Annotated in this window: 11 protein-coding genes and 1 pseudogene; 8 read left to right on the top strand and 4 right to left on the bottom strand. The window is 47.1% G+C overall.

Annotation, left to right across the window (positions count from 1 at the left end):
- Positions 1 to 20 precede the first annotated feature (20 nt).
- The 5 genes and pseudogenes from ACTHR2_RS02760 (at position 21) to clpP (ending at position 5,809) form a co-directional block, all read left to right on the top strand.
- Positions 21 to 374 carry a nucleolar protein gene (locus ACTHR2_RS02760; RefSeq protein ID WP_263336119.1) on the top strand — a complete coding sequence of 118 codons (354 nt, stop codon included), beginning with the start codon at positions 21 to 23 and terminating at the stop codon, positions 372 to 374.
- 36 nt (positions 375 to 410) lie between these two features.
- Positions 411 to 962 (top strand): hypothetical protein, encoded by a 552-nt coding sequence (locus tag ACTHR2_RS02755; RefSeq protein WP_263336117.1) that lies wholly within the window; start codon positions 411 to 413, stop codon positions 960 to 962.
- A 293-nt stretch (positions 963 to 1,255) separates the two neighbouring features.
- Positions 1,256 to 3,595: pseudogene (locus ACTHR2_RS02750) on the top strand (DNA translocase FtsK); the annotation flags it as partial.
- 192 nt (positions 3,596 to 3,787) lie between these two features.
- Positions 3,788 to 5,098: a trigger factor gene (gene tig, locus ACTHR2_RS02745; protein WP_263336110.1), complete on the top strand. Its 1,311-nt coding sequence runs from the start codon at positions 3,788 to 3,790 to the stop codon at positions 5,096 to 5,098.
- Positions 5,099 to 5,188: 90 nt separating this feature from the next.
- The gene (clpP, locus tag ACTHR2_RS02740) at positions 5,189 to 5,809 is read left to right on the top strand and encodes an ATP-dependent Clp endopeptidase proteolytic subunit ClpP (protein ID WP_003683589.1); all 621 of its coding nucleotides are present in this window, start codon (positions 5,189 to 5,191) and stop codon (positions 5,807 to 5,809) included.
- 65 nt (positions 5,810 to 5,874) lie between these two features.
- Here clpP and ACTHR2_RS02735 read toward each other — a convergent pair whose 3' ends face one another.
- Both ACTHR2_RS02735 and clpB read right to left on the bottom strand, forming a co-directional pair.
- Positions 5,875 to 7,863: a recombinase gene (locus ACTHR2_RS02735; RefSeq protein WP_315039346.1), complete on the bottom strand. Its 1,989-nt coding sequence runs from the start codon at positions 7,861 to 7,863 to the stop codon at positions 5,875 to 5,877.
- 230 nt (positions 7,864 to 8,093) lie between these two features.
- Positions 8,094 to 10,667: an ATP-dependent chaperone ClpB gene (gene clpB / locus ACTHR2_RS02730; protein WP_108699942.1), complete on the bottom strand. Its 2,574-nt coding sequence runs from the start codon at positions 10,665 to 10,667 to the stop codon at positions 8,094 to 8,096.
- Positions 10,668 to 10,924: 257 nt separating this feature from the next.
- On the opposite strand from clpB, the gene trpS reads away from it, so the two are divergent.
- From trpS to tpx, 3 genes are all read left to right on the top strand, one after another.
- The gene (gene trpS, locus ACTHR2_RS02725; protein WP_263336100.1) at positions 10,925 to 11,935 is read left to right on the top strand and encodes a tryptophan--tRNA ligase; all 1,011 of its coding nucleotides are present in this window, start codon (positions 10,925 to 10,927) and stop codon (positions 11,933 to 11,935) included.
- 83 nt (positions 11,936 to 12,018) lie between these two features.
- Positions 12,019 to 12,558 carry a hypothetical protein gene (locus ACTHR2_RS02720; protein ID WP_263336097.1) on the top strand — a complete coding sequence of 180 codons (540 nt, stop codon included), beginning with the start codon at positions 12,019 to 12,021 and terminating at the stop codon, positions 12,556 to 12,558.
- Positions 12,559 to 12,600: 42 nt separating this feature from the next.
- Positions 12,601 to 13,095, top strand: a complete 495-nt coding sequence (gene tpx / locus ACTHR2_RS02715) for a thiol peroxidase (protein WP_263336094.1) — start codon at positions 12,601 to 12,603, stop codon at positions 13,093 to 13,095.
- 102 nt (positions 13,096 to 13,197) lie between these two features.
- Here the strand turns inward: tpx and ftsH are convergent, their stop codons facing one another.
- Both ftsH and ACTHR2_RS02705 read right to left on the bottom strand, forming a co-directional pair.
- A complete protein-coding gene (gene ftsH, locus ACTHR2_RS02710; RefSeq protein ID WP_263336091.1) occupies positions 13,198 to 15,159 on the bottom strand; it encodes an ATP-dependent zinc metalloprotease FtsH in 1,962 nt (653 codons plus the stop codon).
- 70 nt (positions 15,160 to 15,229) lie between these two features.
- Positions 15,230 to 15,850, bottom strand: coding sequence for an RlmE family RNA methyltransferase (locus ACTHR2_RS02705; protein WP_263336089.1), 621 nt, complete (start codon positions 15,848 to 15,850; stop codon positions 15,230 to 15,232).
- Positions 15,851 to 15,937: the final 87 nt, after the last annotated feature.

Raw genomic sequence — 15,937 nt, 5'->3', positions numbered from 1 at the left:
AAAACACAATACGGAAAAACATGACTTCAACCATCAAACAAGCCGGATACTTCCTCGTATCCTCTTTCGTCTTGGGCATTTCTCTTCACGCAGCCGCCGCAGTTTATTCCTGCGGCAACGGCAGCTATACTTCCGAACCCAACTCCTCCTGCGCACAGGCACAATTGCCTAAAATCAGCGGCCATCAAGGCAGCGGTTACCACCTCAACATCCGCAGTCTCAATGCCTCTGATGAACGCGCAAGTGCAAAGCCTAAGAAAAAGGCACGCGCGGGAAAATCCGATAAACAAGAGAAAAAAGCCGACAAACCGAGCAAAAACAAAAACGGTACAAAAGCTAAAAAACAGCAGCCCATGCCGTCTGAACAAGAATAAAATGCTCAACTGCAACGAATCAGCCCTACCTGAATCATGAAAAAATATCTGCTTACCCTATCCCTGCTGCCGCTTGCCGTTTTCAACAGCCAAGCCCACGCCGCAAAAATCTACACCTGTGAAGTCAACGGCTCAATTGTCTATACCTCGCGTCCAAGCGGTAACTGCCAGGCCGTCAACGATTTGCCGATTGTCGGCAAATACAGCAGCAGCCGATACGACGCCCCGGTTAGCGATGCGCCTACACTCAACGCACCGACATCACAAACGGCTCCGGCAAAAAGTAAAAATACAGCGGCAAAATCCTACCATAAGGCAACGCCCAAACCTGCCCCTGTCCGTACCGCTTCTGAAACGGCTCCTCCTCCGGTTCCCAAGTCCTCCGGCGTCAACAGCCGCCGCTCTATTTTGGAAACCGAGTTATCCAATGAACGCGCGGCTTTGGCCGATGCCAAAAAGCAACTGAGCCAAGCGCGGACAGCCAAAGGCGGCAGCGTCAATCAACAGGCCATCAGTACGTTGCAAGGTGCGGTTTTGGATAGGGAGAAAAATATTCAAGCCCTCCAACGCGAACTGGGCAGAATGTAAGTCCAAATCAATCAAAACATCAGGCCGTCTGAACAGGTGGAAACGAAATCCAAAATTTTCGTCACGCCAAACAGACGGCCTGAATCCTATAATGATTACGCCCGTTTCAATTTCTTGTGCCTAGTAAATACGGTATAATTTGCCCTTTACGCACATTACCTCCGGTCTTTTCAGACGGCCTTTATCTCATGACTGCAAAATCTTCTAAAACCCAAACAAAAAAACGCGTCTCTACCAAACCGGCAGCCAAACCGACCACACGCAAATCCACCAAAGCACAAACTCAAGCCGACAATAAAGTCTCCCAACGCCTCAAGGCCGCCAAAGAGCTGCAAAGAAACGAAGAAAAAAAAGCGCGCCCCGAGCATGTCGTCAACTTGATTAATGATGCTTTATGGCTGTTTGGCTTGGTTATCACCATTTATCTGGCTATTTCCCTGGCCAGCTTCAGCATGGACGACCCTGCATGGTCGCGCAGCGTTCCCCAAAGCCATGATGTTGCCAACCTCGGCGGCCTTTTTGGTTCCTATCTTTCCGATGTCGGGTATTATTTGTTCGGCCTGTCATTTTGGTGGTGGATCGTCGCCTCTTGCGTTTTCCTCTACAAAAACTTCCGCCCCATGAAAAAGCAGGAAAACCACAAGCCCTACAATCACGGCGTAGCCGCTTTGGCATTATTCCTCCTACTGGTGTGCAGCCCGATTATCGAACACTTCCTGTTTGACAACGCATTAAGCGAATCCCTTCCCGTCGGTGCAGGCGGCTTGGTCGGCTTGTTAGCGGGTTCAGGCTTGGCTTGGTTGTTGGGCAAGTCGGGCAGCCTGTTGATTATGCTGGTGATGTTGCTGTTGTCCATTTCCCTGCTGGCTCAGGTGTCATGGTTGGAAGTCATGGCCAAATCCGGCAGCCATGTGGGCGACCTGTTTGGCAGCTTGATGAAAAAACTGTCTCAATATCAAAATAAAAAAGAAGATGTCAGCGCCGAAGCTTTGGAAACCCAAAATACGCGCCGCATGGTTAAAGAAGCCAAAACCATTACCGCCACTCCGGTTGCTCCGTTGGCAGGCAGCAGCAGCAACCGTAAAACCGTTGCCGTATCCGTTGCGCCGCCCCCTAAAATCCAAACTTCCCTATTTGACGATACTGAACCTAAAAACAATGGCGAGTACCACAAACCCAACATGAACCTGTTGCGTATGCCGTCTGAAGAACCGGTTGCCGTCAATCCGGATGAATTGCAACAGACCGCAGAATTAATCGAAGCCAAGCTGGCTGAATTCGGCATCGGCGTACAGGTTGTTTCCGCTACTTCCGGCCCCGTGATTACCCGCTACGAAATCGAACCGGCACAAGGTGTCAAAGGCAGCCAAATTGTCGCGCTATCCAAAGATTTGGCGCGCTCGATGTCTCTGCAAGCAGTACGTATCGTAGAAACCATTGCCGGTAAAAACACCATGGGCATTGAATTACCCAATGAGAAACGCCAAGACGTCATGTTGAGCGAAATCCTCTCTTCATCCGTGTTTACTGACGCCAAGTCCAAACTGACCGTTGCCTTGGGTAAAGATATTGCAGGTACGCCCGTTGTCGGCGACTTGGCAAAAATGCCGCATCTTTTGGTCGCAGGTATGACCGGTTCGGGTAAATCCGTCGGTGTGAACGGCATGATTATGTCCATGCTCTTCAAAGCCACGCCTGACGAAGTCCGCTTCATTATGATTGACCCGAAAATGCTGGAATTGAGCATTTACGACGGCATTCCGCACCTGCTCTGTCCGGTCGTAACTGATATGCGCGAAGCCGGACAAGCGTTGAACTGGTGTGTTGCCGAAATGGAAAAACGTTATCGCCTGCTTTCCCATGCCGGCGTGCGTAATTTGGACGGTTTCAACCAAAAAGTCGAACAAGCCAAAGCAGCAGGTAAACCATTGCTCAACCCGTTCAGCTTAAATCCTGACGATCCTGAGCCTCTGGAAAAACTGCCGTTGATTGTGGTCGTTATCGATGAGTTAGCAGACTTGATGATGACCGAACGTAAATCCGTTGAGCAGCAAATCGCACGCCTTGCCCAAAAAGCGCGTGCTGCAGGCATTCACATGATTGTCGCCACTCAACGCCCGAGTGTCGATGTGGTTACCGGCCTGATTAAAGCCAACATTCCGACACGAATGGCCTTTACCGTACAAAGCAAAATCGACAGCCGCACCATTCTTGACCAAATGGGTGCGGACGAATTGCTCAAATACGGCGACTCATTATTCCTGCAACCGGGCAGCGCAGAACCGACACGCCTGCAAGGTGCGTTTGTTTCCGATGATGAAGTACATCAAGTCGTCAATTTCGTCAAAGAACAGGCTCCGACCAATTATGTGGAAGGCCTGCTCAGTGGCGAAGCAGCCATCGAAACCACCAATATTGTTAATCCGAACGCAAACAGCGATGAGCTATTCGATCAAGCCGTTGCCTTCGTATTAGAAAGCCGCAAGACTTCCATTTCTGCCCTGCAACGCCAATTACGCATCGGCTACAACCGTGCCGCCAATTTAATAGATGCGCTTGAAAATGCCGGTGTTCTCTCTCCTGCAGACATCAACGGCAGCCGACGGATTCTGGCGCAAAAAGACCAGTTGTAAAAAACAACAATATCGAAACACAAAGGCCGTCTGAAAAGAATTTCCTACTTTTCAGACGGCCTTTTTATGTTATTCGTGAAACATTGTGTTATACTAAGCAGCTAAATTTTGACCTTATGCACGCTTCCGAAATTCTTCGGAATACTGAGCAGAAGGATAACCGTTTAAACACAACAAATTTAAGGGCTTACGATGAGCGTAACTGTTGAAACTTTAGAAAATCTGGAACGCAAAGTAGTATTGTCTCTGCCTTGGTCCAAAATCAACGCAGAAACTGAGAAAAAACTGAAACAAACCCAACGCCGTGCAAAAGTTGACGGCTTCCGTCCGGGTAAAGCACCGTTCAAAATGATTGCTCAAATGTACGGCGCAAGCGCACAAAACGACGTTATCAACGAATTGGTACAACGCGAATTCTACGATGTTGCCGTTGCTCAAGAATTGAAAGTTGCCGGTTACCCACGCTTTGAGGCCGTTGAAGAACAAGACGATCAAGAGTCTTTCAAAGTTGCCGCTATTTTTGAAGTTTTCCCTGAAGTAACTATTGGCGACCTGTCTGCCCAAGAAGTAGAAAAAGTTACTGCGACTGTTGGCGATGCCGAAGTTGACCAAACTGTAGAAATCCTGCGCAAACAACGCACCCGCTTCAACCATGTTGACCGCGAAGCCCAAAACGGCGACCGCGTCATCATCGACTTTGAAGGCAAAATCGACGGCGAGCCTTTCGCCGGCGGCGCGTCTAAAAACTACGCTTTCGTATTGGGCGCAGGTCAAATGTTGCCTGAATTTGAAGCCGGTGTTGTCGGTATGAAAGCCGGTGAAAGCAAAGATGTTACCGTAAACTTCCCTGAAGACTACCACGGTAAAGATGTTGCCGGTAAATCTGCCGTATTCACCATCACTCTGAACAACGTTTCTGAAGCTACTTTGCCTGAAGTTAACGCTGACTTTGCCAAAGCTCTGGGCATTGAAGACGGCGACGTTGCCAAAATGCGTGAAGAAGTGAAGAAAAACGTTGGCCGCGAAGTTGAGCGCCGCATCGGTGAACAAACCAAAGAATCTGTCATGAACGCCCTGCTCAAAGCGACTGACTTGCAAGTTCCTGTTGCTTTGGTCAACGAAGAAGCCGCCCGCCTGGCAAACGAAATGAAACAAAACTTCGTTAACCGAGGTATGGCTGACGCTGCCAACTTGGATCTGCCTTTGGATATGTTCAAAGAACAAGCAGAACGCCGCGTTGCTTTGGGTCTGATTTTGGCTAAATTGGTTGAAGAAAACAAACTTGAGCCAACTGAAGACCAAATCAAAGCCGTTGTTGCCAACTTCGCTGAAAGCTACGAAGATCCTCAAGAAGTTATCGACTGGTACTACGCAGAGCCTTCCCGCCTGCAAGGCCCAACTTCTTTGGCAGTAGAAAGCAACGTTGTTGATTTCGTTCTGAGCAAAGCTAAAGTAACTGAAAAAGCGCTGTCTTTTGACGAAGTAATGGGCGCACAAGCTTAATTGCTCTAAGGCCGTCTGAAACAGACAATCAAAAGCACCGAAGCGCTTTAAATGGCTTTGGTGCTTTTCCATCATTAACAGGAGACAAAAATGTCCTTCGATTTCAATAATTACCTTGTCCCTACCGTTATCGAACAAAGCGGTCGCGGCGAGCGCGCATTCGACATCTACTCACGCCTTTTGAAAGAGCGCATCGTTTTCTTGATCGGCCCGGTGACAGACGAATCTGCCAACTTGGTTGTTGCGCAATTACTGTTCTTGGAAAGTGAAAACCCTGATAAAGATATCTTCTTCTATATCAACTCTCCGGGCGGTTCAGTTACTGCCGGTATGTCGATTTACGATACCATGAACTTCATCAAGCCTCATGTTTCTACCTTATGCTTGGGTCAAGCGGCAAGTATGGGAGCATTCCTGTTATCCGCAGGCGAAAAAGGTAAACGCTTTGCCCTGCCAAACAGCCGCATCATGATTCACCAACCGCTCATCAGCGGCGGCTTGGCCGGTCAGGCTTCCGATATTGAAATTCACGCTAAAGAGCTGCTGAAAATCAAAGAGAAACTGAACCGCTTACTCGCCAAACATTGTGATCGCGATTTGGCCGACTTGGAACGCGATACCGACCGCGACAATTATATGTCTGCCGATGAAGCTAAAGAATATGGTTTGATTGACCAAGTTTTGGAAAACCGCGCCTCTCTGCAAGCCTAATCTTTATAGTTTTTAAATCAAAAGGCCGTCTGAAAAATATATATTCAGACGGCCTTTCTTCAATCTTACTTCGTGTTGTCTTTGTTATTCACTTGAACCGGATACAGCAAAATCAAAGGATTGGCTTTCACTTGACTCCAGAAACTCTTCAGCAGATTACGCATACTGCCCAAACGCGTGCCTCGAGAGCGGAGCGCAACGGCCAAAGCTAAAGAAAAGCTGACCACCAGATTCACCATGCCGATTGCCAATACACTTGCCAAGCCAAGCATAAAAGTGAATATATCTGTATGACCGCTAATCGCAGCATAACCCAAATTTGCCGAAGAAAACGCCACATGGCGAATATCCAGCGGCAAGCCGAAAAGATGGCCAAAATAGCCGGTCATACCTAAAAGCATACCGAAAATAAAATTGCCCATAAGCGAGCCGTAATGCTTATGAATATAAGCGGCCAGAAGGCGGCGTGGCTGCGGACGCATGATTTTTCGTAAAAACGGATTAAACGGCAGGCGCTGACGCAAGTTCAGATAATCGGAACGGTTGTCAAAGAAGCCGGCAATAATCCCCGAGCAAAACAACCACACACCGGCAATAGTGGCATACCACAAGGTCGGTTGGGTAAAAATCTCAATAGATTTAAGCTGGTAGGCTGTAACCGCCTCATTCAATAAAGGCTGTCCATGCGTGTAGGCATAAGCCCAAGCAATCCCTGCCGCCAACAATACCGCAATCGATACATTGCCAAACACGGCGACACTTTGCGAACGGCACACGTCAATCAGCAGTTTAGCCAATTTATTATCCACCGCTTTACTGCCTTCATTCGAGTCCACCTGTTCGGCAAAGCTCGCCGCCGTCATGGCGGGCTGCTTGGTTGCAACGGTACAGTGCAGCATATGAATCAGCATAAAGCCTAAGCCGTAGTTAAGTCCGGCAAGGAATGAAGTCGTAAACTCGCCGAATCCCAAAGACGCAATATGGATTTTATTCAATGCCATCAAAGCAATAATTACGCCGCCGCCAGCTGCGGAATAAAACATTTTGAAATATTCGCTACGGTTGCGCGTAATGTAATGCTCACCATGATGGCTTTTGTTTTCCGTAATACTGCGCGCCAGCATTCGGATACTGCTTTTACGCAAGTGGCTGGTGCTGTATTGCTCTACCGCCGCGTAAATCATCGCATTCATCAGATTGATGGTTAGGCGGGTGCGGCTGCCGGTTTCAATTTGAATATTGGTCAACAGTTTCAGACGGCTGATAGTTTGCTGCAAACGCTCCAGCAAGTGCGCCACTTTCACTGATGAGCCAGACCCTGCTCCTGTACCACGACGACGCAGATACTCAATTTGCTTGTCGCACTGGTCAAACATGACCTCCAAGTGCGCCGTATCGTAAGTTTCTTCGCTATGGCGATAGTGTTCTACCAATTTTGCAATTTCACGTTGCAAAGCGACAAATGCCGAATCTGCCTCCAACAAACGGGGGGCAATCCGTATTAAATCCGGCTCAATCGCTTCGGAAGCAATCCAAATCGACAGCATTTCTACCGCTCGCAAACGGGCATCTGCCAACTGTCGGCTGGCCGTCTGAAGCAAAGCAGGATCCGCCTTACCCTGCAACAATTCATACATACTCAACCATTGGCGCAAACTCAGGGTTTGCAACCATTTATCATCGTTTTTCGAATGAAAAAGATATAAAAATACTTCGCGCAGATTGGAAAAATCTTTATAAGACGGGCTGAAACGTTCATAAATCCGTATGCCCATCTCCCGAGTAAAACTATGACGTGAGAAAATACCCAGCTTAATCAGCGCAGGATAGATGTGAACTTTGGACAGCCAAGTATAAAAGCGCAGGCTGAATTGACGACATAGAGCATCGTCTTGTTTTAAAGTAGATAAAATCAAATCGAAACGTTCGGAAGCCTGTTTTTTGCCTCCTCGGCGCAAAAATTTGATTAATGCATTGAGAATAAGAACAAAGTCGGTATCATTTAAGCGTTCCGACAAAATAATGTGAAGATTTTGATTAGTCAGTTTTTGCATTGTAGTATTATTACATAAGATGAGATATTTAGCAAGAACTTCGGCAAATAGGTCGGATTATATCGCATTCTTTATCAATCCACGGCACAAGATTTTCAATTAATATCCTCTAAAATTCAATGAATAATTAAATTACATAATAAATATATGATATGAATCAATAATTAAGAAAGGCCGTCTGAATTCTTTCAGACGGCCTTTTTACAACAACATACTACATTATTTTAACCTTATGCAAACAAGAGCTTACCACCCTCTTCTTTAACATGGATTGTGCTATCAGGTGCATATTTTCCTTCAAGCAATGCTTTTGCCAGCGTATTTTCGATTTCTGACTGGATGGCACGTTTGAGCGGACGGGCACCATACACAGGATCAAAACCGGCTTTGGCAATCAGATCCAAGGCAGCATCATCGACTTTCAGATGCAGATGTTGCGCTTCCAAACGTTTTTCCAAACCTTTAAGCTGGATTTTCGCAATGCTGCGGATATTGGCCTGATCCAAACCGTGGAACACGACGACTTCGTCAATACGGTTAATCATTTCAGGACGGAAATGTTCTTTCACATCCTCCATCACAACTTCTTTCACCGCTTCGTAGTCCTGAGTACCCATTTGTTGGATATGTTGGCTACCAATATTGGAAGTCATCACGATAACGGTATTTTTGAAGTCTACGGTACGGCCTTGTCCGTCGGTCAAGCGGCCGTCATCCAATACTTGCAGCAAGATGTTGAATACGTCCGGATGGGCTTTTTCCACTTCATCCAAAAGAATCACGCTGTATGGTTTGCGGCGGACTTGCTCAGTCAGGTAACCGCCCTCTTCGTAACCAACATAGCCGGGAGGCGCACCGATTAAGCGGGCAACAGCATGTTTTTCCATGTATTCGGACATATCGATACGAATCAGATGATCTTCGCTGTCAAACAGGAAGCCTGCCAAAGCTTTGCACAACTCGGTTTTACCCACACCGGTCGGACCTAGGAACAGGAAGCTGCCGTAAGGTTTGTTTGGATCGGCCAAACCGGAACGGCTGCGGCGGATGGCGTCAGACACGGCGCGCACGGCTTCGTCTTGACCAACCACGCGGCGGTGCAATACTTCTTCCATCTTCAGCAGCTTGTCGCGTTCGCCTTCCATCATTTTGGACACAGGGATGCCGGTCATACGCGATACGATTTCGGCCACTTCGTCCGCACCAACTTCGGTACGGAAAAGTTTGTTTTGTTTTTTGCCGTCGGGGTTACTTTCCGCAGCTTGCAACTGTGCACCCAATTTCGGCAACTCACCGTATTCGAGTTCAGACGCGCGGGCAAAGTCGCCTTGGCGTTTGGCCTGCTCGATTTTGACTTTGATGTCGTCCATCTGTTTCTTGATGTCGGCAGTGCTGGAAGAGGCGGCTTTCTCGGCTTTCCAGATTTCGTCCAAATCGGCGTATTCTTTTTGCAAGCCGTCGATTTCCTCATCTATCAGTTCCAAACGTTTTTTGCTGGCGTCATCGCTTTCTTTGGCAACGTGCATTTTTTCCATTTTGAGCTGGATGATGCGGCGGTCGAGTTTGTCCATCTGCTCGGGTTTGCTGTCCAGCTCCATTTTGATGCGGCTGGCAGCTTCGTCAATCAAATCAATCGCTTTATCAGGCAGGAAGCGGTCGGTAATGTAACGGTCACTCAACTCCGCTGCAGCAACGATAGCAGGGTCGGTAATATCGATACCGTGGTGGATCTCATAACGCTCTTGCAAACCGCGCAAAATAGCGATGGTATCTTCCACACTTGGCTCGCCAACCAATACTTTTTGGAAGCGGCGTTCGAGTGCCGCGTCTTTCTCAATGTATTGACGGTATTCGTCCAAAGTAGTCGCACCGATACAGTGCAATTCGCCACGCGCTAAAGCCGGTTTCAGCATATTGCCTGCATCCATTGCGCCGTCGGTTTTACCTGCGCCAACCAAAGTATGGATTTCGTCAATGAAAATCAGAGTGTTGCCATCGTCTTTAGCCAAGTCGTTCAACACGCCTTTCAAGCGTTCTTCAAATTCGCCGCGGTATTTCGCGCCGGCAATCAAAGCCGCCAAGTCCAAAACCAAAAGACGTTTGTTACGCAGGGATTCAGGCACTTCGCCGTTAACAATGCGTTGCGCCAAGCCTTCAACAATAGCGGTTTTACCTACACCCGGCTCACCAATCAGCACAGGGTTGTTTTTGGTACGGCGTTGCAATACCTGAATTGCACGGCGGATTTCATCATCACGACCGATAACGGGGTCGAGCTTACCGTCACGGGCGCGTTGAGTCAGGTCGAGTGTGTATTTTTTCAAAGCATCGCGTTGGTCTTCAGCATTCGCATCGTTCACGTTTTGTCCTCCTCGTACCGCATCGATCGCGGCATTGATATTTTGTTCGGTCGCACCGGCTTCTTTCAAAATTTTGCCGGTCGCATCATTCTGCTGAACCAAAGCCAGCAGGAAAAGTTCGCTGGCGATATAGGCATCGCCACGTTTGGTTGCAGCCTTGTCCATCAAGTTCAATACAGCTTGCAGCTCACGGCTAGGCATAATATCGCCGCCTTGACCGGATACTTTTGGCAAGCTGCTCAAATGTTGCTGCAAACGTTGTTTCACTTGAGGCACATTCACACCTGCATGAGCCAGTAACGCAGCAGCACCACTGTTTTGATCGTCAAGCAACGCTTTTAAGATAAAGCCGGCCTCAAGATAGCTGCTGTCCGCAGCTAAAGCCAGACTTTGACCTTCTTGCAGAGCTTGCTGAAATTTGGCAGTTAATTTATCAAATCTCATTTTAAGTTCCTCTTCAAATATATTCTGTTAGAGCCTATATAAGCGCAAATGTGGATAACTCAATAGCTATTTACTCCATTAATTAAAAATTTTTATTATCTTGTTGTTTTATAAAGTTTTATTTTTATAATTTTATGTGTATAACTTTATTATCCAGTTACCCTTTACTCAAAAGGCCGTCTGAAAAATCAAGAATAATCAGGTATAATCGGCACCATATTTATTTTCAGACGGCCTTTGTGCCGAAGGATACTTTCATGAGCAAAAAACGAGTTTTAACAGGTGTTACCACAACAGGTATTCCACACTTGGGCAACTATGTCGGTGCCATCCGCCCGGCCATCCGCGCGGCGCAAGATTCCAATACCGAATCATTCCTCTTTTTGGCCGACTATCACGGCATCATCAAATGTCATGAGCCGGAAATGATTCATCAATCTACTCAAGCTGTTGCCGCCACATGGCTTGCCTGCGGACTCAATCCGGAACAGACCACTTTCTATCGTCAAAGCGATATTCCCGAGGTGATGGAGTTGAACTGGATTCTGACCTGTATCACTGCAAAAGGCCTGATGAACCGCGCTCACGCTTATAAAGCCGCAGTACAGGCAAATACCGAAAACGGTCAGGAAGATCCGGATCACGGCGTGGAAATGGGCCTGTACAGCTATCCTATCCTCATGACTGCCGACATTCTTATGTTCAATGCCCATGAAGTACCAGTCGGTCGCGACCAAATCCAACACGTTGAAATGGCACGTGATATTGCCGGCCGCTTCAACCATCGCTTCCAAGAACTCTTCACCCTGCCTGAAGTAAAAATCGACGAAAATGTCGAACTCTTGGTCGGCTTGGACGGACGTAAAATGTCCAAATCCTACAGCAACACCATTCCACTTTGGGAAAATGACAAGAAAACCCAAAAATCGGTTAACAAAATTATCACCAATATGAAAGAACCCGGCGAGCCGAAACAGCCTGATGAAAGTCCTCTGTTTGAAATCTACAAAGCCTTCTCCACGCCGTCTGAAACTGCCGAGTTCACGCAAATGCTGGCCGAAGGCCTTGCTTGGGGCGAAGCTAAGAAACTCTTGGGTGCAAAAATCAATGCCGAACTCGCAGAACCCCGCGAGCGTTACAATGAGTTGACAGCCAAACCCTCTCAAATTGAAGACATTTTGCAGGCCGGCGCACAAAAAGCGCGTAAAGAAGCACGCGAATTGTTGGATAAAGTACGCGATGCAGTAGGTATTCGTCCGTTGAAATAATAATAGTAAGGCCGTCTGAATATTTCAGACGGCCATAATATCGTTTATCATTTGAAATATAATCGTTTTCTAGGGTTTCTCATATGAAAAAAACCTTCCCCCTTATCTTGCTCAGCCTATCTTTGGCTGCCTGCGGCGGTAAATCTGAAGATACTGTAGCCAATGATGCTGCTTCAGGCAAAGCACCCAAGCCTACCTTCAAAGTTAAATATATCGATGAACAAGCCATAGCCGGTTTGGATTTAGGTACAGCTCAAGAAGGCGAAACGAAAGAAGGTAAAAAACAACGCACTTATCCCATTAATGGTATAGAGGGCGGTGTTATCAATCTGATTGGCAAGCACCCTACCGACTTAGAAGTCATCAGCGGCCAATGCATGGAAAAAAATGAAAAAGGCGTTTTAGCCGGCTGGTCAGCCAACGGCGTCTGCCACACTGTCTTTGCAAAAATGGTAGACAATATTGCCCAAGACGGCAACAAACTGACCGACTATCTGATTTCACACGCTGCTTTACAGCCTTATACCGAGGGCAAAAGCGGTTATGCCGCCGTACAAAACGGCCGCTATATTTTAGAAATTGACAGCGAAGGCATGTTCTATTTCCGTCGCCGCCATTACTAAACCCCTGACCATCCTATTTTCCCCTGACACAAGGACTGAATCATGGCTCAAGTTACTTTCCAAGGCTCACCTATTTCTACAAACAGCAATTTGCCTGCTACCGGCCAAGTTGCACCTGATTTCACATTGGTAGCGGCAGACCTATCTGAGAAATCATTGGCTGACTTTGCAGGCAAACGCAAAGTGCTGAATATTTTCCCTAGTATTGACACCGGCGTATGCGCCCAGTCCGTCCGCACTTTCAACAAACGTGCCTCGTCTTTGGACAATACCGTAGTCTTGTGCATTTCTGCCGATTTACCGTTTGCACAAGCCCGTTTCTGCGGTGCAGAAGGTTTGGAAAATGTAGTGACACTTTCTACATTCCGCAGCAGCTTTTCTAACGATTATGGTGTTACACTGACAGAAAGCCCATTACGCGGCCTTACTGCCCGCGCAGTGGTGGTTTTGAACGAGCAAAACCAAGTTCTCCACGCTGAGTTGGTTTCTGAAATTGCGAACGAGCCTGACTACGAAGCGGCTTTGGCTGTTTTGTAATTAACCAAATAAAATCAGGCCGTCTGAAGCTTTTCAGACGGCCTTTAGCTTATCTTCAAAATAAAAACGGTAGCTTAAAGCTACCGTTTTCTGTTTCAGACCTTATACAGATTTATCTGTTTTGTCTGCTTCTACTGACTCAGTATTCTGAACCTCATTTTGCTCAACAGGTTCAGCAGCTTCAGCAACAGGCGCCTCAGGCTCTTCTACTTTGTCATCACGGACATTGTGGCTGTAATCTTTAGGCGGACTAGGCTGTTTACCGGCCATAATTTCCAAAACTTGATCTCGATCGATGGTTTCCCAATCCATCAGTGCTTTGCACATGGTTTCCATCTTATCGCGATTTTCATCCAAGATTTTGTAAGCCACTTGGTATTGCTCATCCAAAATACGGCGGATTTCCGCATCGATATCTTGTTGAGTTTTCTCGGAAATATTTTGAGAACGGGTTACGCTGCGACCCAAGAATACTTCACCTTCGTTCTCAGCATAAACCATCACACCCATTTTGTCGCTCATACCATAACGCGTTACCATCTCGCGTGCCATTTGAGTTGCACGCTCGAAGTCGTTAGATGCGCCGGTAGAAATACGGCCAATAAAAATATCTTCAGCAATACGGCCACCAAACAAGATTGAGAGCTGGCTCAGCATTTGGTCTTTGTACATACTGATGCGGTCACGCTCAGGCAGTTGCCAAGTCAAACCCAATGCACGGCCACGAGGCATAATCGTTACTTTGTGAACCGGATCGGTAAACGGCAGGCTTTCCGCTACGATTGCATGACCGGCCTCATGATAGGCTGTCGCACGTTTTTCATCTTCGTGCATTACCATACTGCGACGCTCCGGACCCATGTAGATTTTGTCTTTAGCATCTTCAAAGTCGCTTTGATCGACTTTAACTTTATTACGACGACCGGCAAACAAAGCAGCTTCATTGACCAAGTTTGCCAAATCTGCACCTGAAAAACCAGGTGTACCACGAGCCAAAGAAGTCAAATCTACAGATGCATCCAAAGGCACTTTTTTAGCGTGAACTTTCAAGATTTGCTCACGGCCACGAATATCAGGCAATGGAACAACGACTTGACGGTCAAAACGGCCCGGACGCTGCAACGCAGGGTCAAGTACATCAGGGCGGTTGGTTGCTGCAATCACAATAACGGTTTGATTACTTTCAAAACCATCCATTTCAACCAATAATTGGTTTAATGTTTGCTCACGCTCATCATTGCCACCGCCCAAACCGGCACCACGCTGACGGCCGACCGCATCAATTTCATCAATAAAGATGATACATGGAGCGTTTTTCTTGGCCTGCTCGAACATATCGCGGACACGGCTCGCACCGACACCGACAAACATTTCTACGAAGTCAGAACCTGAGATACTGAAGAATGGCACCCCTGCCTCACCAGCAATCGCTTTGGCCAGCAATGTTTTACCCGTACCAGGGCTACCAGCCAACAAAATACCGCGCGGCACACGACCGCCTAAGCTTTGGTAACGATTGGGGGCTTTTAAATAATCTACGATTTCTTGTACTTCTTCTTTTGCCTCATCACAACCGGCAACATCGGCAAAAGTCACTTTATTGGAATCTTTATCCAACAAACGCGCACGGCTTTTACCAAAAGAGAAGGCGCCGCCTTTACCGCCACCGCCGCTTTGCATGCGCATGAAGTAGAACCATGCACCGATCAACAACAAAACAGGCAGCAGGCTGTAAAACAGACTGGCCAGCATGCTTGGTTTTTCTTCCGGAGTCACTTTGACGCGTACTTTGTTATCCAACAGTGTTTTAACCAAGTTGTCATCCAAAGGCGCATTGGTATAGAAGGCAGTTTTATCGGTGCGCTCACCTTTAATCAGATAGCCGCTGACAACAGATCCTTCAATATTGACATTGGATACTTCGCCACTATTAACTTGCTGAATAAATTGAGAATATTCGATTTGCTGTTTATCTTCCTGCTTATCGCTGAGTGCATTGAATGCTGCTAAAAGCATAGCACCACCCACTACCCAGACTAATATGTTTTTAATGGTATTCCCCACTGAACAGGCTCCATGGTTACAAAATAAATAAAATCAAGGGAAAGAATTTTAAAGCACCCACCCTACATTGTCAGCGTTTATTTTTGCCTAATAGGTAAATCTCACTGGAACGATTGCGGGAAGCATCCGGCTTTCTAGTTTGTACACTGGCAAAAATTTCGCGCATTGCCGCCGTATATTCCTGATAGCCCACGCCTTGAAACACCTTCACCAAAAAACTGCCTCCGGGTTTCAAATGCTGCGAGGCAAAATCCAAAGCCAGTTCACACAGGTAAAAACTGCGTGCCTGGTCTGTTACGGCATTGCCTGACATATTGGGTGCCATATCACAGATTACAAGGTCTAACGGGCGATTATCCAACAAAGCTTCAAACTGCTCCAAAACAGCATCTTCCCTAAAATCACCCTGAATAAACAACACACCATCAATCGCATCCATCGGTAAAATATCCAATGCAAACACCGCCCCTGTTTTACCAACCAGCTTGGCTGCCACCTGTGACCAACTTCCCGGCGCACTACCCAAATCCGCTAAGACCGTACCCGGCTTGATCAATTTATCTTTCTGATTGATTTCTAATAATTTATAAGCCGCTCGGGCACGATATCCATCCTTTTGTGCCATATGGACATAATGATCGTTGACATGCTCATGCAGCCATGCTTTTGAAGATTTTGAGCGTACAGCCATATTGGTTTGAAATACTTAAGTTAAAAACCAGTATTGTACGTTATTTCTCCCGTAAATGTTCTAAATCGCGTACAATATAGCCATTAT

Source organism: Neisseria sp. P0006.S004, from assembly GCF_051963015.1.
In the GTDB taxonomy this organism is placed as follows: domain Bacteria; phylum Pseudomonadota; class Gammaproteobacteria; order Burkholderiales; family Neisseriaceae; genus Neisseria.
Note: the sequence above shows the minus strand (reverse complement) of the source record. Positions and strands in the feature narration are given on the sequence as shown.

What these genes read in the sequence shown, in the direction of transcription:
- ACTHR2_RS02760 (WP_263336119.1), top strand. Translation starts at nt 21, where the DNA reads ATGACTTCAACCATCAAACAAGCCGGATACTTCCTCGTATCCTCTTTC.
- ACTHR2_RS02755 (WP_263336117.1), top strand. Translation starts at nt 411, where the DNA reads ATGAAAAAATATCTGCTTACCCTATCCCTGCTGCCGCTTGCCGTTTTC.
- tig (WP_263336110.1), top strand. Translation starts at nt 3,788, where the DNA reads ATGAGCGTAACTGTTGAAACTTTAGAAAATCTGGAACGCAAAGTAGTA.
- clpP (WP_003683589.1), top strand. Translation starts at nt 5,189, where the DNA reads ATGTCCTTCGATTTCAATAATTACCTTGTCCCTACCGTTATCGAACAA.
- ACTHR2_RS02735 (WP_315039346.1), bottom strand. Translation starts at nt 7,863, where the DNA reads ATGCAAAAACTGACTAATCAAAATCTTCACATTATTTTGTCGGAACGC.
- clpB (WP_108699942.1), bottom strand. Translation starts at nt 10,667, where the DNA reads ATGAGATTTGATAAATTAACTGCCAAATTTCAGCAAGCTCTGCAAGAA.
- trpS (WP_263336100.1), top strand. Translation starts at nt 10,925, where the DNA reads ATGAGCAAAAAACGAGTTTTAACAGGTGTTACCACAACAGGTATTCCA.
- ACTHR2_RS02720 (WP_263336097.1), top strand. Translation starts at nt 12,019, where the DNA reads ATGAAAAAAACCTTCCCCCTTATCTTGCTCAGCCTATCTTTGGCTGCC.
- tpx (WP_263336094.1), top strand. Translation starts at nt 12,601, where the DNA reads ATGGCTCAAGTTACTTTCCAAGGCTCACCTATTTCTACAAACAGCAAT.
- ACTHR2_RS02705 (WP_263336089.1), bottom strand. Translation starts at nt 15,850, where the DNA reads ATGGCTGTACGCTCAAAATCTTCAAAAGCATGGCTGCATGAGCATGTC.